Source organism: Streptomyces sp. NPDC002868, from assembly GCF_055563295.1.
In genome coordinates this window covers 24,171-46,452 of sequence record NZ_JBVHDR010000005.1, presented here as the reverse complement: position 1 = coordinate 46,452, position 22,282 = coordinate 24,171, and the positions used below count along the sequence as shown (strand labels likewise).

At 69.9% G+C, this 22,282-nt stretch carries 19 protein-coding genes; 13 read left to right on the top strand and 6 right to left on the bottom strand.

The features are described 5' to 3' along the window. Nucleotides 1–3: 3 nt before the first annotated feature. The 8 genes from ACZ3H8_RS16915 to fxsT all read left to right on the top strand — a co-directional run bounded on the left by ACZ3H8_RS16915 (nt 4) and on the right by fxsT (nt 11,611). On the top strand, nt 4–1,158 hold the full coding sequence (locus tag ACZ3H8_RS16915; protein WP_467402391.1) for a vWA domain-containing protein: 1,155 nt from the start codon (nt 4–6) through the stop codon (nt 1,156–1,158). Next, nucleotides 1,151–2,263 (top strand): XdhC family protein, encoded by a 1,113-nt coding sequence (locus ACZ3H8_RS16910; RefSeq protein WP_467402389.1) that lies wholly within the window; start codon nt 1,151–1,153, stop codon nt 2,261–2,263. The genes ACZ3H8_RS16915 and ACZ3H8_RS16910 overlap by 8 nt, the downstream gene beginning before the upstream one ends. 10 nt (nt 2,264–2,273) lie before the next feature. Next, complete coding sequence (locus tag ACZ3H8_RS16905; RefSeq protein WP_467402387.1) at nt 2,274–2,951, top strand: SRPBCC family protein; 678 nt, start codon at nt 2,274–2,276, stop codon at nt 2,949–2,951. Nucleotides 2,952–3,105: 154 nt separating this feature from the next. After that, on the top strand, nt 3,106–3,285 hold the full coding sequence (locus ACZ3H8_RS16900; protein ID WP_467402385.1) for a hypothetical protein: 180 nt from the start codon (nt 3,106–3,108) through the stop codon (nt 3,283–3,285). A gap of 57 nt (nt 3,286–3,342) precedes the next feature. Continuing rightward, nucleotides 3,343–5,604 carry an FxsB family cyclophane-forming radical SAM/SPASM peptide maturase gene (locus ACZ3H8_RS16895; RefSeq protein WP_467402382.1) on the top strand — a complete coding sequence of 754 codons (2,262 nt, stop codon included), beginning with the start codon at nt 3,343–3,345 and terminating at the stop codon, nt 5,602–5,604. Between the two features lie 127 nt (nt 5,605–5,731). Next, nucleotides 5,732–6,403 (top strand): TIR-like protein FxsC, encoded by a 672-nt coding sequence (locus ACZ3H8_RS16890; protein ID WP_467402380.1) that lies wholly within the window; start codon nt 5,732–5,734, stop codon nt 6,401–6,403. A 1-nt stretch (nt 6,404) separates the two neighbouring features. Beyond that, the gene (fsxC, locus tag ACZ3H8_RS16885; RefSeq protein WP_467402377.1) at nt 6,405–7,631 is read left to right on the top strand and encodes an FxsC protein; all 1,227 of its coding nucleotides are present in this window, start codon (nt 6,405–6,407) and stop codon (nt 7,629–7,631) included. Further along, nucleotides 7,628–11,611: an FxSxx-COOH system tetratricopeptide repeat protein gene (fxsT, locus tag ACZ3H8_RS16880; RefSeq protein WP_467402376.1), complete on the top strand. Its 3,984-nt coding sequence runs from the start codon at nt 7,628–7,630 to the stop codon at nt 11,609–11,611. The genes fsxC and fxsT overlap by 4 nt, the downstream gene beginning before the upstream one ends. Here fxsT and ACZ3H8_RS16875 read toward each other — a convergent pair. The 5 genes from ACZ3H8_RS16875 to ACZ3H8_RS16855 form a co-directional block, all read right to left on the bottom strand. Next, the gene (locus ACZ3H8_RS16875) at nt 11,523–12,536 is read right to left on the bottom strand and encodes an alpha/beta fold hydrolase (RefSeq protein ID WP_467402374.1); all 1,014 of its coding nucleotides are present in this window, start codon (nt 12,534–12,536) and stop codon (nt 11,523–11,525) included. The genes fxsT and ACZ3H8_RS16875 overlap by 89 nt on opposite strands. Nucleotides 12,537–12,815: 279 nt before the next feature. Then, nucleotides 12,816–13,211, bottom strand: a complete 396-nt coding sequence (locus ACZ3H8_RS16870; protein ID WP_356226079.1) for a hypothetical protein — start codon at nt 13,209–13,211, stop codon at nt 12,816–12,818. Between the two features lie 340 nt (nt 13,212–13,551). Beyond that, on the bottom strand, nt 13,552–14,475 hold the full coding sequence (locus ACZ3H8_RS16865) for a MurR/RpiR family transcriptional regulator (RefSeq protein WP_467402371.1): 924 nt from the start codon (nt 14,473–14,475) through the stop codon (nt 13,552–13,554). A 49-nt stretch (nt 14,476–14,524) separates the two neighbouring features. After that, nucleotides 14,525–16,360, bottom strand: coding sequence for a glycoside hydrolase family 15 protein (locus ACZ3H8_RS16860; RefSeq protein WP_467402370.1), 1,836 nt, complete (start codon nt 16,358–16,360; stop codon nt 14,525–14,527). A gap of 236 nt (nt 16,361–16,596) precedes the next feature. Next, a complete protein-coding gene (locus ACZ3H8_RS16855; RefSeq protein ID WP_467402368.1) occupies nt 16,597–17,634 on the bottom strand; it encodes an SDR family oxidoreductase in 1,038 nt (345 codons plus the stop codon). Between the two features lie 165 nt (nt 17,635–17,799). Here ACZ3H8_RS16855 and ACZ3H8_RS16850 point away from each other — a divergent pair, with 165 nt between their 5' ends. The 5 genes from ACZ3H8_RS16850 to ACZ3H8_RS16830 all read left to right on the top strand — a co-directional run bounded on the left by ACZ3H8_RS16850 (nt 17,800) and on the right by ACZ3H8_RS16830 (nt 21,600). After that, the gene (locus ACZ3H8_RS16850) at nt 17,800–18,984 is read left to right on the top strand and encodes a zinc-dependent alcohol dehydrogenase (RefSeq protein ID WP_467402365.1); all 1,185 of its coding nucleotides are present in this window, start codon (nt 17,800–17,802) and stop codon (nt 18,982–18,984) included. A 23-nt stretch (nt 18,985–19,007) separates the two neighbouring features. Then, nucleotides 19,008–19,679, top strand: a complete 672-nt coding sequence (locus ACZ3H8_RS16845; RefSeq protein ID WP_467402364.1) for an HAD family hydrolase — start codon at nt 19,008–19,010, stop codon at nt 19,677–19,679. 63 nt (nt 19,680–19,742) lie between these two features. Continuing rightward, nucleotides 19,743–20,555, top strand: coding sequence for an SDR family NAD(P)-dependent oxidoreductase (locus tag ACZ3H8_RS16840; RefSeq protein ID WP_467402361.1), 813 nt, complete (start codon nt 19,743–19,745; stop codon nt 20,553–20,555). A 10-nt stretch (nt 20,556–20,565) separates the two neighbouring features. Beyond that, nucleotides 20,566–21,219 (top strand): phosphoribosyltransferase, encoded by a 654-nt coding sequence (locus ACZ3H8_RS16835; RefSeq protein WP_467402359.1) that lies wholly within the window; start codon nt 20,566–20,568, stop codon nt 21,217–21,219. Nucleotides 21,220–21,261: 42 nt separating this feature from the next. Further along, nucleotides 21,262–21,600, top strand: coding sequence for a DUF3140 domain-containing protein (locus ACZ3H8_RS16830; protein WP_467402357.1), 339 nt, complete (start codon nt 21,262–21,264; stop codon nt 21,598–21,600). Nucleotides 21,601–21,611: 11 nt separating this feature from the next. On the opposite strand, the gene ACZ3H8_RS16825 is transcribed toward ACZ3H8_RS16830, so the two are convergent. Further along, nucleotides 21,612–22,049 carry a DoxX family protein gene (locus ACZ3H8_RS16825; protein ID WP_467402354.1) on the bottom strand — a complete coding sequence of 146 codons (438 nt, stop codon included), beginning with the start codon at nt 22,047–22,049 and terminating at the stop codon, nt 21,612–21,614. Nucleotides 22,050–22,282: the final 233 nt, after the last annotated feature.

Below are 22,282 nucleotides of genomic sequence, written 5' to 3'. Positions count from 1 at the left end.
GTCATGCCCGCGGCACCAGCGGTGGACGCGACGGCGGTCCTCGTCGGATTCGCCCGGGCACTGCGCGAGGCAGGCCTCCCCACGGGCCCCGACCGCGTGCAGACCTTCCTGCGCGCGCTCGACATCCTCGGGGCCGAGCGCCGCTCCGACGTCTACTGGACGGGCCGGCTCACCCTGTGCGGCAGTCAGGACGACCTGGAGCGGTACGAGCGCGTGTTCGCGGCGTACTTCGCGCAGCAACAGCGGCCCCCCGACCGGGTGCGCCGCGTCCCGGCTCCGGGGCCCGTGCTCCGCGTGGTGGCCGCCGAGTCCCGCGCGCCTCTCGACGCAGGGGAAGAAGGGGCCGGGGGGCCGCCCGCGGCCGCCCTTGCGAGCTCCGCGGAAGTGCTGCGCCACCGCGACATGGCCGAGTTGTCCGCGGCCGAGCGCGCGCATCTGCGCCGGCTGCTCGCGGCGTTCTCGCTGAGCGGCGAGCCGCGCCGCACTCCCCGGCTGCGACCGGCCCGGCGCGGCGGTGTCGATCCGCGGCGCACCGTAAGGGAGTTGCTGCGCCGCGGCGGAGAGCCGGCGCGGCTGCGCCACCGCGCCCCCGCGACCAAGCCGCGCCGCGTTGTGCTGCTGCTGGACGTGAGCGGTTCGATGGACCCGTACGCGGACGCCCTGCTGCGCTTCGCGCATGCAGCGGCGCACGGCTCGCCGTCCGGTACCTCTGCCCGTACGCGCACCGAGGTGTTCACCATCGGCACCCGGCTGACCTGCGTGACCCGCGAAATGGCGCACCGCGATCCGGACACCGCTCTGGCCGCTGTCGCGTCGGCGGTGCCCGACTGGAGCGGAGGCACCCGGCTCGGCGAGACGCTCCGCGGCTTCCTCGACCGGTGGGGGCAGCGGGGCACCGCCCGTGGAGCGGTGGTCGTCGTGCTGTCCGACGGGTGGGAGCGCTCGGACCCGGCGCTGCTCGCGGCCCAGATGCGGCGGCTGCACCGACTGGCCCACCGGGTGGTGTGGGCCAACCCGCGCAAGGCGCGCCCGGGATACGAGCCGCTGGCGGCCGGAATGGCCGCGGCGCTGCCCCACGTGGACGCGTTCGTCGAGGGGCACAGCCTGGGCGCCCTGGAGCGCCTGGCGGCAGTGGTGAGAGGTGCGGCCGGTGCGTGAGATCCTCCCGGCGCTGAGCCGCTGGTACGCCTCCGGAAGCCCGTTCGGGCTTGCCACCGTCGTCGCGGTCAGCCGCAGTGCGCCGCGCGGCCCCGGGGCGGCGATGGCGGTGGGCCCGGACGACCAGGTCGTGGGCAGCGTCTCCGGCGGCTGCGTGGAGGGCGCGGTGTTCGACCTCGCCAAGGACGTCGTCGAGACCGGTCGGGCGCAGCTGCAGACCTTCGGCTACAGCGACGAGGACGCCTTCGCCGTCGGGCTCACCTGCGGCGGCGAGATCACCCTCCTCGTACGCTCCGTCTCGGCCGTGTCCGACGGCTCGTTCGGCGAGGTCGCCGCGTCGGTCGCCGAGCACCGCCCGGTCGTGGTGGCGACCGTGATCGACGGCCCCGCCCCGCGCGGCGCCGTACTGGCCGTCTGGCCGGACGCGGTTTCCGGCTCGCTCGGATCGGCCGGCCTCGACGCCGCGGTCACCGCCGACGCGCGCGGCGAGCTGGCGCAGGGGGCGACGGGCCGACGTCACTACGGCCCGCACGGCGAACGGCGCGAGGACGACGTCACCGTGTTCCTCCAGTCCTTCGCCCCGCCGCCGCGGATGCTTGTGTTCGGCGCGATCGACTTCGCCGCCGCGGTGGCCCGGATCGGCGCGTTCCTCGGCTACCGGGTCACCGTGTGCGACGCGCGCCCGGTCTTCGCCGACCCCCGCCGCTTCCCGGACGGGATCGAGGTGGTGGTCGACTGGCCGCACCGGTATCTGGGGGGCACCGAAGTCGACGACAAGACCGCGATCTGCGTGCTCACCCACGACCCGAAGTTCGACGTGCCGCTGCTCGAAGTGGCCCTGAGCACCCCGGCCGCCTACATCGGTGTGATGGGCAGCCGCCGTACGCACGAGGACCGGTTGGCGCGCCTGCGGGCCAACGGAGTCGACGCAGCCGAGCTGGAGCGGCTGCGCTCGCCCATCGGCCTCGACCTCGGCGCCCGTACTCCCGAGGAGGTGGCGGTCTCGATCGCGGCGGAGATCGTCGCGTTGCGCTGGGGCGGCAGTGGCAGCCCGCTGGCACAAACAGCCGGAGCGATCCACCGTGCCCGTCTGAAGCCGGTGTGAGGAGAAGACCATGGAGCTGCAACACCAGTTCACAGTCCCTGTCCCGGTCGGCGAGGCGTGGCGGGTGCTGCTCGACATCGAGCGGATCGCCCCCTGCATGCCGGGCGCCACCGTGGAGGGCTTCGACGGCGAGCACATCATGGGCAGGGTGAAGGTGAAGGTCGGCCCGATCACCGTGACCTACTTCGGCACCGCCACCTTCGAGGAGATGAACGAGTCGGCGCACCGGATCGTCCTGACCGCGCACGGCAAGGAAGTTCGCGGGCAAGGCACCGCGCGAGCCACCGTCACCGGAACACTGGCCGAAGGGGACGGTGGTACTTCGGTCACGGTCGTCACCGATCTGACGATCACCGGACGGCCCGCCCAGTTCGGCCGCGGCGTCATGGCCGATGTGGGCGACAAGCTCGTCGGCCAGTTCGCCGACTGTGTGTCACGGCAGTTGGCGAGCGGGGAGCCGTCTGTGAGCGCGCCCGCCGGCGCCGGGGAGGGCGCAGCCACCAGCCCCGACCGCGCCGAGGCCGGCAGCGCCGAGCCTGCCGCGTTCGGCCGCACCGGCTGGTACGAGGCCGAACCGATCGACCTCCTGCGCACTGCGGGTGTCCCGGTCGCCAAGCGCGCGGCGGTAGTCCTTGTGGTGGCCGCACTCGCCGCGCTGACGGTCATCCTCATCCGCAGAAAACGGTGACAGGCTCGGCGAGGGGATCGTCGAGTTCCTGGATGCGGACGAGACGCGGCGCAGGCGCTCCGCCCGAGTTGGCCGGTGGGTGTCTTGTCGTTACGTAATCACGGCGTGACGATAAGGAGGCCGCCCGGAGCCGCACACCCGAGGAGACCCCCCTATGGCCAGCGACGAGCAGCCGCCCGCGATCATCTTCGGCGCCATCGAGGACCACAGCGGCACCCCGCTGGGACAGGTGTCGGAGGCGGCTCAGAACGCCGTGCTGGCGCGGGTGGGCTCGGCGCACGGAGAGACGGTGTCCGCATTCCAGTCCTCCGGGTCCGCCCAGACCTCGCCTTGATCGACGGACGGGGGGAACGCTCAGGTGACGGCGGGGACGAGGCCATTCCGTCAGTTTGTGGTCAAAGTGCACAGCAGGTGCGACCTGGCCTGCGACCACTGCTACGTCTACCGGCACGCGGACCAGAGTTGGCGCGGCCGCCCGGTCACCATGCCGGATGAGATCTTCCGGCTCACCGTCGGCCGGATCGCCGAACACGCTGCCGTGCACGGCCTGTCCCGCGTGCATGTGGTGCTCCACGGCGGTGAGCCGCTGCTGGCCGGCCGTGAGCGGCTGCGCGGCTTCGCCCGCGAACTGCGAGGCGCGCTGCGCGGGGTGAGCGGTCTCGACCTGCGCATGCAGACCAACGGGCTGCGGCTGAACGACGAGTTCTGCGCCATGCTGGCCGACGAGGGCATCGTCACCGGCATTTCGCTCGACGGCGACCGCATCTCCAACGACCGGCACCGGATCAGGGCCGATGGATCCGGCAGTTACGACGACGTGGTGCGAGCTGTCCGGAGACTTGGAGCGCCCGCCCACCGGCGTGCCTTCGGCGGCCTGCTGTGCACGGTCGATGTGGAGAACGATCCGGTTGCGGTGTACCGGACCCTGGTCGAACTCGACCCGCCGGGCATCGACTTCCTGCTGCCGCACGCCACTTGGGACCGGCCACCGCCGCGCCCGCGGGGAGAGACGGACTACGCGGACTGGCTGATCGCTGTCCATGAGAGGTGGACGGCCGACGGGAAGCCCGTACGGATCCGGATGTTCGAGTCGATCACCAGGCTCGCCAAGGGCGGCCTCAGCCTTACCGAGGCGCTGGGTCTGGGCAGTTCGGACCTGCTCGTCGTAGAGACCGACGGCGCCATCGAACAGGCGGACTGGCTGAAGACCGTCGCCCACGGCGCTCCGGAAACAGGCTTCCATGTTGCGCGCGACCGCTTCGACGAAGCCGCCGACCACCCCGGCATCCGGGCCCAGCGACAGGGCCTGGGCGGACTGTCGGCCCAGTGCCGCGCGTGCCCGGTGGCGGAAGTGTGCGGCGGCGGACTGTACGGCCACCGCTTCCGGACCCCGGCCTCGACAACGGCCGACGCTTTCGACAACCCCTCGGTGTACTGCGCCGATCTGCTGAAACTGATCCAGTACGTGGAACGCGCCGATGACACCGTCCCCTCGCACGGCCTGCGCCGGACGCACTTCGACGAGCTGGCCGGCGGCCATGGCTCAGCGGCTGCCGTCCGTGAGTTGGCCCAGGCGCAGAGCAGCCTGCGGCTGGCGCTTCTCGCGGCCGCTCACCGGGCGGCTCCGCACCCGTCGGCGGCCTGGGAGTCGATTTCCGCACTGTCTCCCGCCGCCCTGGACGCGGTGCTGGCCGACCCCTATCTGCGGGTCTGGGCGCTGGAGATCTGTGAGGGGGCGGATCCCGACCCGGGGCGGCCCGCCGAGATCGCCCTGGCCGCCGCTGTCCGGACGGGGGAGCGGCTGAGTCTGACGGTGCCGCTGCGCGAAGGGGGCTTACAACTGCCGGGACTGGGGCGGCTCTTGGTGAACGGTGGTGCTCATGAGCTGACGGTCTGCGCAGAGGACGGCGAGATCACGGTCGAGGGCCGTCCGCTGACCGCCCTGCCGGACACCCTTGTCTGGGAGCCGCTGCGATTCCTGGAGGCGGACGGGGTGCGCGTGGCGCTGGAGGACACCGATCCCTACCGGACCCGCTACCAGTCCGCGGTCCTGCCCCGGCTCGGCGCCGCCGAATTCCACAGCTGGCAGGAGGCGTTCGGCAGCGCCTGGCAGATCATCCTGGCCGAATACCCCCACTACGCCGACGGGCTCGCCGCCGGACTGCGCGCGGTGACCCCGCTCGCATCCCCGGCGGTGAGCGAGACGTCCCGGCATGCGTTCGGCGCGGTCGGCATCGTACTGCCGCCCTCCGCCGATGACCTGGCCCTCCTGCTGATCCACGAGTTCCAGCACGTCAAGCTCGGTGCGCTGCAGGACATGTACGACCTGGTCGACGTGGAGCGCGGCCTGCACCGGGTCGCCTGGCGCGCGGACCTTCGGCCGCCCGACGCCGTGCTGCAGGGTGTCTACGCCCATCTCGCGGTGGCCGACGTCTGGCGGATCCGCGCCCGGCGCACGGCGCCCGGATCAGAGCCCGGATCAGCGCCTGGATCAGGCACCGACGACGCCGCCCGGTGGACGTCGTACTGGCGTGACGCGGTGCTGGCCGCGCTGGACACGCTGGACGACGCCGGTGCGGCCACCGGTGTGGGCGAGCGTCTGCTGGCGGGCATTCGCGCGACGGCACAGGCACTCGACCGGACGGCGCAATGATCCGTTGCCTTCAACCCCTAGTACCGGCAGGGGACTTCGCGCTCCAATGGATGCTCGGGCACCGGCCGCGCCGCCGGGGGCACCCTGTCGGCGGGCGGCCGGCAGTGATCACGGGGGAGGCGAGGCCATGAGCCATCCGTTCTCCTCCTCACCGCCGTCCGCGAGCCCCACGAGCCCCATGGATCAGGACCCGTACTTCTTTCTCAGCTACGCGCGTGTCCCCTCGACGGAGGAAGAACGGCGTGGAGAGCACCCGGACCAGGATCTGGTCGACTTCCACCGGGAGTTGTGCCGCCACGTCATGCAACTGACCGACCACGACGGCACCCAGCCGCCCGGCTTCCTGGACCGGCGGATGGGCATCGGCGCCGACTGGGAGAGAAACCTCAAGCAGGCGCTGGCGACCTGTCAGGTCTTTGTACCCGTCTACACCAAGAGGTACTTCTCCCGGGAATGGTGCGGCAAGGAGTGGGACGCCTTCGCACGGCGGCAGGCGGAGCAGCACCGGACCCGGCCCTACACGGTCAATGCGATCGTCCCTGTTCTCTGGCTGAGTCCCGCACACCTGGATCTGCCGCCGGTCGCCGAGGCGGTCCAGTACACGCACCCGGACCTCGGACCGCCCTACCTGAAGATGGGCCTCTACGGACTGCGCGAGGCGGGGTACTCGCTGCAGTACCGCAGGGCCGTCTGGGGAATCGCCCAGACGATCGTCAAAGTCGCCCAGCAGGCGCGCCTCGAGCCGTGCGACATAGGGCTGTTCGACGACCTCCGGAACGTATTCGAGGAGGGACCGTAGGATGCCGCTCTTCTTCTTGAGTTACGCACGGATCCCGGGCGACCGGCGCACCGGGCACAACCCCGACAGGCTCGTCTTCGACTTCTACGAGAAGCTGCGGGACAGGGTCGCGACGCACGCCGGAGTGCCGAAGGCGAAGGCCGGTTTCGTCGAGCAGCCGGGCACCCCGGGAGATGAGTCCGTACGGGCGCTGACCGGCTGTCGGGTGTTCGTCCCGCTGTATTCGAAGCGGTACTTCACCGACTCGCTGTGCGGCCGTCAGTGGACCGCCGTCACGAACCGGACCGCGCCGGGGACCGCTCCCCGGATCGTGCCCGTGCTGTGGACGCCCTATCCGGCCGCCTCGGTGCCTACGGCGGTCCAGGACACCCCTGCGGTTCCGGAAGGAACGGGCGACGCGGAGGAGGCCTACGCGGCCATGGGGCTGCACCAGCTGCTGGACCTGGAGGAGGGCCAGGCCCTCCAGGTCACCGAATGGCTCGCGCAGCGCATCGCCACCGCCGCGGCTGCCGGGACCTGGGCGCCGGGCCCCCTCGATCCGGCCGGACTGGCCCGGCTGCCGGACGCGTTCGCGGCGACGCCGCCCAGCCCGCCGCTGCGGATCACCGTGCTGGCCCCGTCCGAGGAGCGGCTGCCGCTCGGCCGCGAGGCCGCGCGCTACGGCCCGCGTCCGCTCGACTGGCGGCCGTACGGCCCGGTGGCGGGCGGTCCGGTCGCCGAGCAGGTCACGGAGCTGGCCCGCAATCTGGGCTTCGACCCCGAGGTGGTGTCGTTCGACAAGACCCTCGTCGAACTGCGGGGCACGGACACACCGGCCGCGCCCTGGATCCTCGTTGTGGACCCCTGGGCGCTGCACGATGCCAAGGTCGCCCGCCAGGCCCGCGCCTTCGACGAGGCATACCGGCCCTGGACAGCTGTGCTGACCGCCCTCGCGGACGACGACCCGCAGACCAAGGAACATTCCGAACGGCTACGCGGACTTCTGGAATCCGCTTTCCCCCGCTATTTGAGGGAGGGAAGAATGGGACAGCAGTTCGCTGTGCGGGGCCTTGTCACGGCCGACGCATTTGCCTTGTGGTTCGGTGAGTTGGCGGAGTCCGCCTACATGCGTTATCTGAGGTACATTCAGCCGCAATCGTCCCCGCGGAGCACAATGGCGGGGAGACTGCCGGGGGTCGGTGCCGACGGACTCGGCACCGACGAGGGCGGCGCGGAGGCCAGGCCATGACCGGCGAGGACGCGGGCAGGATCATCACGTTCTACTCGTACAAGGGCGGTACGGGACGGACGATGGCACTCGCCAACACCGCCTGGATCCTCGCGTCGTCCGGGAAACGGGTGCTGGTGGTCGACTGGGACCTCGACGCCCCTGGCCTCGACCGTTTCCTGCATCCCTTTCTCGACCAGGACAAGCTCCTCACCACACCGGGTGTGCTCGACCTCGTCAGCCGTTTCAGCCAGGCACTGCTGGAGCAGCAGCGGCTCGCCGAGGTGCAGTACCCGGGCTGGGACACCCACGAGCGGGCCGCGGTCGTCGACGAGGCATGGGTCGCCGAACGGGCCCGCTTCAACCACTGTGTCATTCCGGTCATTTGGGCATTCCCCGAGAACGGCAGGCTCGATTACCTCCCGGCGGGCACCAAGAACAAGGGCTATCTGAGCGCTTTCTCGCAGTTCGACTGGAAGCCGTTCATGGACGGCCCGCTGGCGACGGAATTCATCGAGTCCCTCAAGTGTGAGTTCGTCCAGAATTACGACTACGTTCTCATCGACAGCCGGACCGGCCTGAGTGATATCTCCGACATCTGCACCGTCAATCTGCCGCACACGCTGGTCTCCTGCTTCACCCCCAGCAGCCAGAGCATCGACGGAGCGGCCGCGGTCGCCGAGCGCATCGACGCGATGTACAGCTTCCGGAACATCCGCATCCTGCCCGTACCGATGCGAGTCGAGGACACCAACGGCCAGGCCGACCGGCTCGACGCCGCCCGTGGCCAGATCCGGCTGCGATTCGGCAGGATCCTCGGCAGGCACAGCACCATCGCCCCGCACGACTACTGGGGCAAGGTCGAGATCCCCTACCGGCCCTCGTATTCGTACGAGGAACTGCTGGCTCCCTTCCGCGACACCCCCGGCAATCCCTCCACGTTGCTCGCCGCCTACGAACGGCTCACCGCGGTCGTCTCCGACGGCGAGGTGACCTCGATGCCGCGTATGGAGGAGGGGCTGCGCCAGCGCTATCTCGACCAGTACACCCGCCGTCGGCCCCTCGACGTGTCCGACGTGTACATCAGCTATGTCCCGCAGGACCGCACCTGGGCCGACTGGATCCGTGCCGTGCTCGAAGCCGCCGAATTCCGGGTGCACTTGGCCCAGGAGGGCACCGACGAGGGCGCCCGGCTCAAGGCCGAGACCGAACGCGGCGTGGAGTCCACCTCCCACACCCTCGCCGTGCTGTCCGGCGCTTATCTCCGCTCCTCCCGTTTCAGGACGACATGGGAGACGGTCTTCTCGCCGGACAAGCTCGGCAACCGCCGGCACCTGGTGCCCGTACGGATCGAGGATGTGCCGGTGAGCGCACCCTTCACCGAGCGACTCGCCGACCTCACCCGCTGCGACACCGAGGAGGCCGCCAGGGAGATCCTGCTGCGGGCCTTCGACGCAGCTCCCCTGCCGCAGCCCCGCGCCCACTTCACCGGCCCGGACCGGCTGGCTCCGCGCTATCCGGGCGCCGAGCCGCCCGTCTGGTCGGTTCCGTTGCGCACAACCTCCTTCACCGGCCGCACCGAACTCCTTGAGACCATCAGAGAGCGGCTGCGGACTGGGAATCAAGCCATCCTCCTCAGAGGCATGGGCGGAGTCGGAAAGACGCTCCTCGCGCAGGAATTCGCCCACCGTTACAAGGGCGACTACGACGTCGTGTGGCACATTCAGGCCGAGCAGCCCGACCTCGCCGTCGGGCAGTACGCGGCGATGGCCCGGTCGCTCCGTCTGCCCGAGCGGAAGAACCTCACCGAGACGGCGCGAGCGGTACGGGAAGCCCTCGACCTGGGGGAGCCGTACCACCGTTGGCTGCTGATCCTCGACAACGCGGACGAGGCGGGGAACCTGCCCGACATCCTCAAGAGCGGGCGTTCGGGACACGTCCTGATCACCAGCCAGCGCTCCGAAGGCTGGGGCCGCTACGCCGAGACCGTCGAGATCGGCGTCTTCAGCCGCCCCGAGAGCGTCAGCCACCTGCGCCGCAGGCTCCCGGACTGGGGCCCGGAGGAGGCCAACCTGGTCGCCGAAGCCCTGGGCGACCTGCCCATCGCTGTCGAGCAGGCCGCGGCAGGCATCAAGCAGACCGGCCTGAGCGCCCGCGAGTACATCAGGCTGCTCCAGGTGCCGACGGCCGGTGCCGAAGACCGCGGCCACGGCGACCAGATCGCCGATCTCACCAACGCGACCGGCGGCACCTGGGACTTCGCCATCGACCGACTCAAGGAGAACTACCCACCCGCGGTACGGCTGCTCCAATTGTGCTCGTACTTCAGCCCCGAGCCCATCTCCATGGACCTGCTGGAAGGCGTCGAGATCGCCCGAACCCTGGGCGGCAGCCGGACTGTGTCCCGCGCCTACCAGGAGCTGAGCCGTTTCGCCCTCATCCGCGTCGACCGCAAGGCCAGAAGCGTCCAGGTACACCGGCTGGTCCAGCTCTCCATGCGCAACAGCATGACCGAGCAGGAGCAGCGGGAAGCACGTGAAACGGTCTACCGCGCGCTGGTCGCGGCCCGGCCGGGGAAGGACGACCCGGAGGACCCCAACACCTGGGACCAGTACCGGATCCTCTGGCCGCACCTCGGCACGCCCTGGGCAATGACCACGCCCGACGACGGTGTGCGAGAGCTTCTCGTCGACCGAGTCCGCCAGCTGCGCCGCCGCGGGGAATTCGCACAGGCCATGGAGCGCTGCCAGAAGTGCGTGGCCAAGTGGAGCGCGGCGGGAGACACCGACGAGCGCTGGATGCTGCACATGAAGTTCCAGATCGGCAACATCCTGCGGGCACAGGGTAAGTACGACGAGTCGCTGGCCCTGGACGAGGAAGTTCTGGAGCGGCAGCTCGCCGTCCTCGGCGACAAGGACGACCAGCACGTCCTCATGACGACCAGTAGCATCGCCGCCGATCTGCGGGGTCTCGGCCGCTTCGACGAAGCGCTGGCGTATGACCGGGAGACCCATCAGAGATACAGCGCCGTCTACGGCGATGACCACCCGCGCACGCTGACCGCGGCCAACAACCTCGCGGTCTCCCTGTCGGTTTCCGGCGACTACTACGCGGCACGCGATCTGGACCGCAAAACCTTCGAGACCCGCGAGGAGATCCTCCTCCCCGACCACCCCCTGACCATCGAGTCGGCCGTCAACCTTGGGCGTGATCTGCGGGAGTGCGGCGACTACGCGGGCTCCGTCAGCCTGCTCAAGCAGGCTCATGACCGCTGCCTGCGCAACCTCGAACTCACCGAGGGCGCGCCCACCGTCCTCAACACCGTCAAGGGGCTGGCCGGTTCGCTGCGCCGTGCGGGACGGCCGGGCGAGGCGGAGCAGTTCACCCGCAACGTCCTGAAGTACACGCCGGAGGGCGAGGGCGGGGATTCGCCGGAGCGGTTGCTGCTGAAGATGAGCCTGGCCAGCGATTTCATGGCGCTGGACCGGACGGCTGAGGCTCTGGAGCTGGGGCGCGCGGTGCTGGACGACCTCCGGCGCAGCCTCGGCGAGGACCACCCGCACACGGTCGCCTGCTCAGCGAATTACGCGGTGCATCTGCTGGGCGCCGGTAAGGCCGCCGAAGCCCAGGCTCTCGCGGACCAGGCGGTGGCCGCGTTCACCGAACTCCTCGGGGAGAACCACCCGCACGTCCTTGTCTGCCGGGTCAACCTCGCCAACGCGCAGGCGGAGCAGGGAAGTCGCAAGGAGGCCCGCAGGACGTACGAAGCGGTCTTCGACCAGCTGCGAGAAGTCCTGCAGTCCAGCCACCCCGCCGGTCTGGTGTGCGCGGGCAACCTTGCCGTACTGCTGCGGGAACTCGGTGAGCCGAGTGCGGCCGAGGCGAGGCGCGACGAGGCCCTGGCCGAGATGATCAAACGGCTCGGCGCCGACCATCCGAAGACGGTGGCTCTTCGGTCTTGGCAGCGCAGTGGTCTGGAGCTGGAGCCGCACCCGATCTGAGCGCAGCTGCGCTGTCGCGGACCCAGGCCAGGATCCGCGGCAGCGCCGGCAGCGCCGCGAAGTGGGCGGCCGAGGGCTGCAGTACGGCGGTCGCTCCGGGAATCCGGTCCGCCAGCCAGCGGAAGTGGCTGACGGGGGAGAAGACGTCCTGCTCGCCGTGCCAGAGCAGGACCGGTACGCCTTCGATGTCCTCAGGCCTGAAGCCCCACGGCTCGCGGAAGGACACAAGATCGTCCACCCAGCCCGCCGGCTCCGGCGGATCCTCCAGCTCCGCTTCCCGTCCGGTCAACTCACCAACAGCGGAAAGGTAGTTGAGCAGAAGCAGGTCACGGATCCCGGCATCCTCGACAACCAGACGGTCCACATCGGGCATCTCCCCCATCAGAGAGCTGAGGAGGGAGGACGGGTTTCTTCGGATGGCGTCGGCGTTGCGCGCGAGAAGTGCGCCCACCTGGGTGAGATCCGGCGAGTGCCGGGCCATCATGCTGTACGTCATCACATTGGAATCGGCCATGCCGACCAGCCAGTCCAGGCCTTCGGCGTCCGGCGGCGCCACAGTGACCACCGCGGCGGTGCTCGCCACCCGGTCGGGGTTCAGTGCCGCACACGCCAGTGCGTGCGGCCCCCCGCCGGAGCGGCCGACCACCGAATACTGCTCAAGATCCAGCGCGTCGGCGATGGCGGCGACATCCTTCGCGCCGTGGGCGACTCTCCGGCCGGGGTGGCGGTCCGAATCCCCGTACCCCGGGCGGTCGTAGGCGATCAGGCGGATCCCGAGTTTGTGCAGGTCAAAGGTCCGGGGGCGGGGCCCAAGCCGACTGCCGGGCGTGCCGTGCAGCAGGAATACCGGGTACCCCTTGGGGTCCCCCCACTCCTCGTATGCCAGCTTCCCGTCGCGGTCGGGGGCTTGCACCAAACCTGACACCCGTTGCCTCCCGTTGCCAGCGGCTCTCAGCCCGGAACGGCGCCCCCGCCCAGCATGGTGGACGGGGGCGCCGTTGGTAGCGCGCAAATCAGCCGATTTGCCTGACCCTGGGGGGTCGGAGAAGTACGATCCGTGCCCGGCAGGCTGTCGGCCGTAATGAAGGTAGCCGACCCGCCTGAGCCGCGCGCGGTGAACCCCCGTGGAGCCGCGGGTTGCCGGGGTGGGGCAGGGGAGTGGAGGTTGACGCGCTCCTGGGCGTGTGACCGCCTGCACTGAACGCTAGGCGTGTGACCGCCTGCGCTGGACATCCGTGCCCGCCAGGAGGGCTTCGGTGATGAGCCGGACGCCGCGGGCGAGCCGGTTGAGCTGCTCCAGCTCGATGGCGTACAGCCTGATGGTGCTCTCGATGATCGCGTCGGACACTCCGAGGGTGGGCAGCTCCGCTCTGCTGGTCTGCAGCGCGACCCGCACGGCCCGGATCTCGTGCTGCAGCTGGAGCTGCGCATGGCGCGCGAGAAGGATGTGGTGGCGGGTGAGCGTCGAGTAGCCGGCGTAGCGGGCCGGCAGGAGGTCTCGCAGCCAGCGTGCCGCCGTGCGCTCCCAGTCGTGGCTGCCGGGGGCCTTGACCTGACAAGGCCAGTCCGGGCTGAGCGGTGTGTAGATCTGGGAGGACATCGTCGTCCCTTCCGGATGCGATGCGTGCGGGCTCTGAGGGTGGAGGTTTTTGGCGGCCCCGGCCCAGGGGTTGACCAGGGCCGCCACGGGTGTCCGCGAGAAGCGGAGCGCCCGGGTGGAACACCATGGGGCGACGTGAGGAGGGAGCGTCGTCCCTGGGTGTTCGGTCATGTGGCCTGCGGAATTTCCTTCGGGAAGGGCTGAAACTTGCTCGCGGCTTCGGGGCGCACCGGCGGTCACCAGGTGCAGTAAATATATATACCGTTGAGTAAGCAAGAGTATGAAAAATTTCATGCACGGGTTGTGATGCCGCGGCTGAACCGGTGCGCGCCGGTCCGCGTCAGTCCTCGAGGAAGAAGTTGTGCTGTTCCGCGGCCTGCTCGTACCCCTCGAGCCGCACCTGCGTACGCCCCGGATCCGCGTCGGCCATGGCCTGCAGGACGGCTGCGGACAGCACCCCCGGCGCCGAATACGAGTCGAAGACGAGCCGGGATCCGGTGCCCGCGGTGAGCGCCACATCGGCTTCGTCCACCAGCGGCCCGAGTGTCAGGTCGGTGATCAGCGCGACGCGCAGCCCCGTCCTGCGGGCGGCCCGCATCGCCGCCAGGGTCTCATTGGCGTGCCTCGGCATCGCGAAGGCGAGCACCCATGTCCCGCCCGCCTCCCGCGACTGGAGCAGCGCGTCGTAGGCGACGCTGCCCCCGCGGGTCACCAGGCGCACATCGGGGTGGATCCGCCTCGCCGCGTAGGCGAAGTACTCCGCCAGGGACACCGAGATCCGCAGGCCCAGAATCGTCAGCGGCGTCGACCGGGCAAGTTCGCGGCCGACGTCCAGGATCTGGTTGGGGTCGGCGAGCAGGCGCCGCAGGCTCTCCAGGTTCTCGATCTCGGCGTCGACAGCGGCCTGCAGCTCATTGCGGCGGATCTCTTCGCGCGTGTCCGGGTGACGGGCGACCGCGCTGAGCGCGATGGGCTGGAGCGCCTCGCGGAGCGCGGGGAAGCCGCTGAAACCCAAGGACGAGGCGAAGCGGGTCACCGACGGCTGGCTCACCCCCACGCGCTCCGCGAGCTCCGTGATCGACAGGAACGCCGCTTCGGTGAGGTGGTCGACCAGGTACTGGGCGATGCGCCGCTGGGCGGGCGACAGCCGGTGGCCGCCGAACAGTGCGAGGACCCTGTCCGTGGGGGCCGCCTCGGTGTCCGGAGACTGCTGTCCCGGCGTGATCGCAGCCGCCTGCGCTCGTGCCTGCTGCCCTGATGGCACCGGTGTGCCTCCTTCTCGTCCCACGCGTGAAACATAGCTCACGAGTCGGCTACGGCTCCCGGGCTTCGGCCTTGTCGAGTGCTTCGTCCAGCGCCATCGCCGCCGTGATGAGCGACAGGTGGGTGAACGCCTGGGGGAAGTTGCCCAGTTGCTCTCCCGTCGGGCCGATCTCCTCGGCGAAGAGCCCCACATGGTTGGCGTAGGTGAGCATTTTCTCGAAGGCGTAGCGTGCCTCGTCGCCGCGGCCCGCACGGGCGAGCGCATGTACGTAGTGGAAGGTGCACAGGGTGAACGTGCCCTCGGAGCCCCGCAGTCCGTCGGGGGACGCGGACGGGTCGTAGCGGTAGACGAGGCTGTCGGAGACCAGCTCGCGGTCCATGGCGTCGAGAGTGGCGAGCCAGCGCGGGTCCTTCGGCGCGACGAACCCGACGAGGGGCATGAGCAGCAGTGAGGCGTCCAGGACGTCGGAGTCGTAGTGCTGGACGAATGCCCGGCGCTTCTTGCTCCAGCCGCGCTCCATCACCTGGAGGAAGATCGCGTCGCGGGTGGCGGTCCAGCGCTCCAGGTCGGCGGGGCGCGCGTACTCCCGGGCCAGACGGACGCCGCGGTCGAAGGCCACCCAGGACATCAGCCGGCTGTAGGTGAAGTCCTTGCGGCCGCCGCGGGTCTCCCAGATGCCCTCGTCGGGCTGGTCCCAGTTGTCGGCCAGCCAGTCCAGGACACGGGCGATCGCCTGCCAGCCCTCGAAGCCGCCGGTCTCCGCGATGCCGCCGGACTGCGTCAGGGCGAACGCCGCCTCGCCGTAGATGTCGAGCTGGAGCTGATCGGCCGCGCCGTTCCCGATGCGTACCGGGAAGGATTTGAGGTAGCCCTCCAGGTGGTCGAGGACCTCCTCGCTCAGGTGCGGGTCCCCGTCCACCCGGTACATGATCTGCAGCGGCTCGCCGGAGCCGGTCGCGCCCGCGGCCAGTCGCCCGCCGAGCCAGAGGCGGAAGGCGTTCGCCTCCTCGGTGAAACCCAGGTCGATCAGCGCCCCCAGGGACAGCGAGGCGTCCCGGATCCACGTGTAGCGGTAGTCCCAGTTTCGCTCGCCGCCGACCTGCTCGGGCAGTCCGGCGGTGGCGGCGGCGATCGGGGCGCCCGTGGGGGCGTAGGTGAGCAGCTTGAGCGTGATGGCCGAGCGGTTCACGGTCTGCCGCCAGCGGCCGCGGTACCGGGAGGTACGCAGCCACCTGTGCCAGAACTGTACGGTCGACCGCCAGGTGGACTCCGCCACGGCGCGGCCGAGCGGCTCGGGTGGCTCCCCGCCGTTGGCGCAGGTGGTCAGCACGACCGCGGCGGTCTCTCCCGCCTGGAGCGTGACGGTGCTCTGGACATCGTTGCCGTTGTCGGTCCACAGCGGTGCGCTGCTCTGCAGGTGCAGGTCGATGCCGGGGCCGGTGAATACGGCGCTGTCGCCCGACTCGGTCAGCTTGAGCGCGTGCGTGGCGCGGCCGTAGTCGAAGCGAGGGCTGCACTCCACGGTGAAGCGCACGCTGCCGCGTACGACGCGCATCACCCGGAACATACGGTGCCGGTCCGTCGCGGTTTCGGGGGAGTCCAGCGGCATGAAGTCCACGACCTCGCCCACCCCCTCGGCGGTGAGGAAGCGGGTGACGAGAACCGCGGTGTCGGGGAGGTACAACTGGGTGACGCGGGCGTCCGGGTGGTCGGCGGTGATCCTGAAACTGCCGCCACGCTCGTTGTCGAGGAGGGCGGCGAAGATGCTGGGCGAGTCGAATCGCGGGGCGCAGAACCAGTCGATCGCTCCGTCGGATGCCACCAGGGCGACGGTCTGCAGGTCCCCGATCATCCCGTGGTCTGCGATGGGCGGGTAGTGGCGCATTGCGGTTCTCCCTCGTCAGGAGCCGGTGGCTCCGCCTGCGTCAGTACGCCCTGGACAGCACCATCGTGCGATGGCCGGGGTGACCCCGCACGTCAACGCGTCCGAGGGTGTCGGCGGTTTCGCGTGCGGGCGGTCCCCGCATAGTTAAAGTTTGAACGAATGGTGGAGGGTGAGGAGGCCGCATCATGGCCGATGCGGCCTGAGTCGCGGGGGACGAGCGACCTTTGAGGTCCGGTTCAATGCGCCTTGTGGCCCGCGAGCGGAGCCGTGGGTTCGCCACTGCCCTGGCGAACTCCACGCAGGAATTCCGCGATTGCCTCGAGCGACGTGTGTGACGGCTTCCAGCCCAGCTCGTCATGCGCACGAGAGGGGTCGAGGAGGGGCAGCCGCAGTACCGCGTCGAACAGGTGCGGTGACGCCGGGGCCACATGCAGCCCCCAGGCAGTGGCCAGCACGGCCCGTACCGCTTGCCGCGGTACGCGCACCACGCGAGCGTCGAGGAGTTCGCCCAACGACCCTGCGTCGACCACCGGTCCGGCGGCCAGATTGAACGCTCCGCGCACATCGCGCAGCACAGCCTGGCGGTAGGCCTCCGCGGCGTCGTCGGTGTGCAGCGCCTGGAAGCGCAGGCCCTTCAAGTCCGGTACGTACGGCAGTAGTTCGGGTCGCAACAGCGGCCCGGGCAGGAAGCGGCCGGCGAAGATGCGGCGCTGTTCGCTGGCCGCGCTCTCCTTGAACAGGAAGCAGGGCCGCATCCGCACGACGCGGACCTCGGGATGGTCCCGCTCGTAGGTGTCCAGAACTCGTTCGAGGTAGGCCTTCTCGCGGCAGTACGCGGCGTCAGGCCAGCCATGGGTCGGCCACGACTCGTCGACGCCGCGGCCCTCCTTCGGCCCGGGTGAGTACGCGCCGACCGATGAGGCGTGGATCAGCGCGGGCACACCGGCGGACGCGGCCGCGTTGAACACCTCGAGCGAGCCGAGGACGTTCGTCTCCCAGGTGACCACCGGGTCGTGGGTGGGCTGGAACCGCCAGGCGAGATGGATAACCGCGTCCGCCCCGGCGAAGTGCTGCCCGAGCAGATGTGTGTCCTCCAGCCGGGCCAGATTCACGGTGGCCCACTCGGTCTTCGGGACACTCAGCTCGGGGATCCTGCGGGCGAGGCCCAGGACGGAGCCGACCTGCGGATGATCCGCCAGGGCCCGCACCACGCTGGTGCCGACATTGCCGGTGGCCCCGGTGACCACCACCCGCAGTTCTGTGTTCGGGCTCATGGCTTGCTCCGTGACCTTGATCCAGTGCTCGGAGCGTTCGGGTGTCCAGATCCGCAGGGATGAAACGGGGACCGGCACGTCGTCGTGGTGCGCAGCCCACGTGTAACGAGACGCCCTCGGGGGACCCGAAGTGCGCCGGAACCATCACCGTGACAGGAGGACGGCATGCGCGCGCTGACATGGCAGGGAAAGCGGGACGTGCGGGTGGACACCGTGCCCGACCCTCACATCAAGGATCCGGGAGACATCATCGTGCGGGTGACATCCACCGGCATCTGCGGATCGGACCTGCATCTGTACGAGGTGATGGGCCCGTATCTGGACCCCGGAGACATCCTCGGGCACGAACCCATGGGCATCGTCGAGGAGACAGGTCCGGAGGTGACCTCCCTCGCCCCCGGCGACCGGGTCGTCATCCCCTTCAATATTTCGTGCGGGCACTGCTTCATGTGCGAGCAGGGCCTGCAGTCGCAGTGCGAGACCACGCAGGTCCGCGAGCGGGGCACGGGGGCCGCGCTGTTCGGCTACAGCAAGCTGTACGGCCAGGTGCCGGGCGGGCAGGCCGAGTACATGAGGGTCCCCTTCGGGAACAGCCTTCCGATCAAGGTGCCGGACGGGCCTCCCGACGAGCGTTTCGTATATCTGTCCGACGTGCTGCCCACCGCGTGGCAGGCGGTCGAGTACGCCGACATCCCGCCCGGCGGGTCGGTCACCGTACTGGGCCTCGGGCCGATCGGTGAGATGGCCGCCCGCGTCGCCCTGCACCGCGGCGCCCGCCTGGTCCTGGGCGTCGACCTGGTGCCGACCCGGCTGGCGAGGGCCGCACACCATGGGATCACGGCGATGGACCTGCGCAGGTACGGAAAGGGGCTCGGCGACGCCATCCGCGATCTGACCGACGGACGGGGGACCGACGCCGTGATCGACGCCGTCGGGATGGAGGCGCACGGCGCGCCCGTCGTGAAGGCCGCCCAGTGGATCACCGGCCTGCTGCCGGACGCCGTCGCCGAACGGTTCATGGAACACGCCGGTGTGGACCGCCTGAGCGCGCTCTACACGGCGATCGACGTCGTACGGCGCGGCGGCACGATTTCGCTGTCCGGCGTGTACGGCGGCGCGGCCGACCCGCTGCCGCTGCTGACCCTGTTCGACAAGCAGATCCAGCTCCGGATGGGTCAGGCCAACGTCAAGCGCTGGGTGGACGACATCCTGCCGCTGCTCGACGACAAGGACGTGCTCGGCGTGGAGGGCTTCGCGACGCACAGGATGCCGCTCGAGAACGGACCGAAGGCGTACGAGATGTTCCAGGCGAAGCGGGACGGCATGATCAAGACACTGCTGAAGCCATAGGGCGCACGGAGAGCGAGGACGACATGGCGCGCGCGGCACTGTTCGACGTCGACGGCACCCTCGTCGACACGAACCATCTGCATGTGACGACCTGGTGGGAGGCGTTCCGCCAGGCGGGGCACCGGGTATCGACCCACGCCATCCACCGGGCGATCGGCCTCGGCTCCGACGATCTGATCGCGCATCTGCTGGGCGACGGCAGGGACCGCGACCAGGACGCGCAGATCAGCGCCACACACAAGGCTCTCTACGGCACGTACGCCGAGCGCCTGGCACCGCTGGACGGGGCACGCGACCTGCTGCACACCTTGGCGAACCGCGGCTGGCGGATCGTCCTCGCCACCTCCGCGGGAGGGGGGGAACTGGCCGCTCTGCGCCGCGCTGTCGACGCGGACGATGTCATCGAGGGCACGGCGAGCGCGGACGACGTCTCCGAGGGCAAACCGGCGCCCGATCCGGTGCAGCGCGCCCTGGAGCTTGCCGGAGCCTCTGCGGGTGAAGCGGTGTTCGTCGGCGACACGGTGTGGGACATGGCGGCGGCGGCGAATGCGGGCGTCCGCGCCGTAGCCCTGCTGTCGGGAGGAATCGCGCGCGCCGACCTGGAGGGCGCCGGAGCGGCAGTCGTCTACCGTGACCCCGCAGATCTGCTCTCGCACCTCGACAGCAGCCTGCTCGCCCAGCTGGAACGCACCTGACCCGCGCGGTCGGCGAGTCGGCCGGAGCACGTTTGCGTACGTCGTGACGGGTACCCGGTGTGCATGAACGAGACCAGGCCACTGGCCGTCGTCACAGGTGCATCGAGCGGCATCGGTTTCGAATTGGCCAAGCAATTCGCGGAGCACGGATTCGACCTCGTACTGACGGCGGAGGACGGCGAACTGCACCTCGCGGCGGACGAGGTCCGGGCGAGCGGAGCAGGCGTGGGAATCCAGACGGTCCAGGCCGATCTGGCCACCCAGGGCGGCGTGGAGCAGCTGTACCGGGTCGTCTCGGCCACGGGCCGGCCGGTCGCGGCCGCCGCGCTCAACGCGGGTGTCGGCCAGGGCGGGGCGTTCGTCGAGACGGACCTCGCGGCCGAGCTCCGGATCATCGACCTCAACATCACCTCGACCGTGCAGCTCGCGAAGCGTCTGCTGCCGGACATGGTCGCCCGGGGCGAGGGCAGGCTGCTCTTCACCTCCTCCATCGCCTCGACCGTGCCCGGCTCCTACCAGGCCGTGTACAACGCCTCGAAGTCCTTCATCCAGTCGTTCGCGCAGGCCTTGCAGAACGAGCTCAAGGACACGGGTGTGACGATCACTTCACTCATGCCGGGGCCGACAGACACGGAGTTCTTCCACCGGGCAGGGATGGAGGACACAAAGGTCGGCCGGCGGCCGAAGGACGATCCCGAGCTGGTGGCGCGGCAGGGTTTCGAGGCGCTCATGGCCGGGAGGAAGAAGCTCGTCGCGGGTTCTGCCAGGACCAAGGTCCAGGGGCTCGCCAGCAGGGTGCTCCCTGACAGCGTGAAGGCGGTTGCGCACCGGAGGATGGCGGAACCGGGTTCACGCACCTCGGACGCCGGCCGCTAGGAGGGACGCCATGCGATTCGACAATCGGCGGCACGCCGGCCAGGAGCTTGGCGTCAGGCTCCTGGAATGGGCGGCGGACGGTGACCTCACTGACGTCGTCGTGCTCGCTCTGCCTCGTGGCGGCGTGCCCGTCGCCGCGGAGGTCGCCCGTGCCCTGCACGTACCCATGGACGTCCTCGTGGTCCGCAAAATCGGTGCCCCGGGCGCACCGGAAGTCGGCATCGGGGCGATCGTCGGCGAGGATCCGCCCGTCTTCGACCGCCTGGCGCTGGAAGTCCTGGGGCTGGACGAGTCGGAGTTCGCGGCGGAGGTGGCCATGGAACGGCTCGAACTGCACCGTCGCGACGAGCTCTACCGTGGCGGGCGGCCCGAACCTCAGGTGCAGGGCCGAAGCGTCATCCTGGTCGACGACGGCCTCGCCACGGGCATCACCGCGCGCGCCGCGCTGCGCCATCTGCGCCGCCAGAACCCCGGACGGCTGGTTCTGGCCGTACCGGTCTGCGCTGCGCGCAGCGTCGTGGAACTGCAGGCGGAGGCCGACGACCTCATGTGCCTGCACCAGCCGCACAACTTCGAGTCGGTGGGGCAGTGGTACGCGGACTTCGGCCAGGTCTCCGACCGAGAGGTGCTCGACACCCTGCGCGGCCTCTCCTCCACGGTCTGAGACCGTCGTCCGAAGAGGCCACGCAATCCCCCGGGAGGACTCATGGCCGACATCGACACCCTTGAACTCGACGCGCTCTGGGCGGAGTTCCACCGTGTGGTCAACATGACCTCGCAGGAGCTGAGCGCCTGGCTGACGACGTACGACGCGGACAAGAGCGCACAGCCGCTGCCGGAACACGCAGGCAGCCCCACCGGGCTGCATGTGCTCGGCATTCTGCACAAGCGCCGCGCCGACCTCACGAACGACGACATCAGCGTCATGTACGAGGTGGTGGATGCCGTCGGCGACCAGCGGGACGGCGATCCGCGGGACGGCGATCCGAGCCTGCGCCACCGCCTGATGTCGATCGGGCACGACCCGCTCAAACCCACCGCGTAGAAAGGGGGGCGTCAGCTGATGTCGAAGAGCGGGCCCGTGAGCGTGAGCCCGAGATCGTGGCCCACGAACGAGAAGAAGGCCAGCAGCATGAGCGCCGCACCGGCAAGCGACAGGTCCTTGAAGAAGCTGACCATCTCCACCGTCTTGGCCTGTTCGTCGGTCTCCTTCCAGAAGGGATGCATCTGGAGCGCCGTCGGGACCAGGAAGACGACCAGCAGCAGCGCGCCCAGGTCCGCCCAGACCCCGAACGCCACCATCAGCCCGCCGGCCAGGAGAACGAGTCCGCTGGCCACGGTCGCGGGCACGGCGGCGGGGACGCCACGCGAGGCGGCGTAACCGGCCATGGCCTTCGTCTTGGTGAGGTGGCCCACCGCCGAGTTGAGGAACAGGACGCAGAAGAGAAGGCGGCCGATGAGCACGAGGACATCCACTGCTACCTCCAGGCTCACTCGCAGGAAATTTTAAGGGAAAACTTCCTGTGTGTGATTTTACTCGGCCGATGGGCGAAATGTTCCATTCGGCAGACCGGAGGCCGTCGGTGCGGGCGGGGCAATGAGATGCGCCGCACTGCCGCCGGGGAGCATGCTGGCTGTGTGAACTGGTACGGGGCGGCCGGGCACGCACCGCTGAGTGAGAGCGGGCCGCCGCCCGGGCAACCGAACACCACCGGCCGAGTTCCGGA

Bases quoted from the DNA above. Each gene is read 5' to 3' on its own strand.
- fxsT (WP_467402376.1), top strand. From the start codon at position 7,628: ATGACCGGCGAGGACGCGGGCAGGATCATCACGTTCTACTCGTACAAG.
- ACZ3H8_RS16830 (WP_467402357.1), top strand. From the start codon at position 21,262: ATGGCCGACATCGACACCCTTGAACTCGACGCGCTCTGGGCGGAGTTC.
- ACZ3H8_RS16870 (WP_356226079.1), bottom strand. From the start codon at position 13,211: ATGTCCTCCCAGATCTACACACCGCTCAGCCCGGACTGGCCTTGTCAG.
- ACZ3H8_RS16890 (WP_467402380.1), top strand. From the start codon at position 5,732: ATGAGCCATCCGTTCTCCTCCTCACCGCCGTCCGCGAGCCCCACGAGC.
- ACZ3H8_RS16835 (WP_467402359.1), top strand. From the start codon at position 20,566: ATGCGATTCGACAATCGGCGGCACGCCGGCCAGGAGCTTGGCGTCAGG.
- ACZ3H8_RS16900 (WP_467402385.1), top strand. From the start codon at position 3,106: ATGGCCAGCGACGAGCAGCCGCCCGCGATCATCTTCGGCGCCATCGAG.
- fsxC (WP_467402377.1), top strand. From the start codon at position 6,405: ATGCCGCTCTTCTTCTTGAGTTACGCACGGATCCCGGGCGACCGGCGC.
- ACZ3H8_RS16855 (WP_467402368.1), bottom strand. From the start codon at position 17,634: ATGAGCCCGAACACAGAACTGCGGGTGGTGGTCACCGGGGCCACCGGC.
- ACZ3H8_RS16905 (WP_467402387.1), top strand. From the start codon at position 2,274: ATGGAGCTGCAACACCAGTTCACAGTCCCTGTCCCGGTCGGCGAGGCG.
- ACZ3H8_RS16845 (WP_467402364.1), top strand. From the start codon at position 19,008: ATGGCGCGCGCGGCACTGTTCGACGTCGACGGCACCCTCGTCGACACG.
- ACZ3H8_RS16840 (WP_467402361.1), top strand. From the start codon at position 19,743: ATGAACGAGACCAGGCCACTGGCCGTCGTCACAGGTGCATCGAGCGGC.
- ACZ3H8_RS16850 (WP_467402365.1), top strand. From the start codon at position 17,800: ATGCGCGCGCTGACATGGCAGGGAAAGCGGGACGTGCGGGTGGACACC.
- ACZ3H8_RS16915 (WP_467402391.1), top strand. From the start codon at position 4: ATGCCCGCGGCACCAGCGGTGGACGCGACGGCGGTCCTCGTCGGATTC.
- ACZ3H8_RS16860 (WP_467402370.1), bottom strand. From the start codon at position 16,360: ATGCGCCACTACCCGCCCATCGCAGACCACGGGATGATCGGGGACCTG.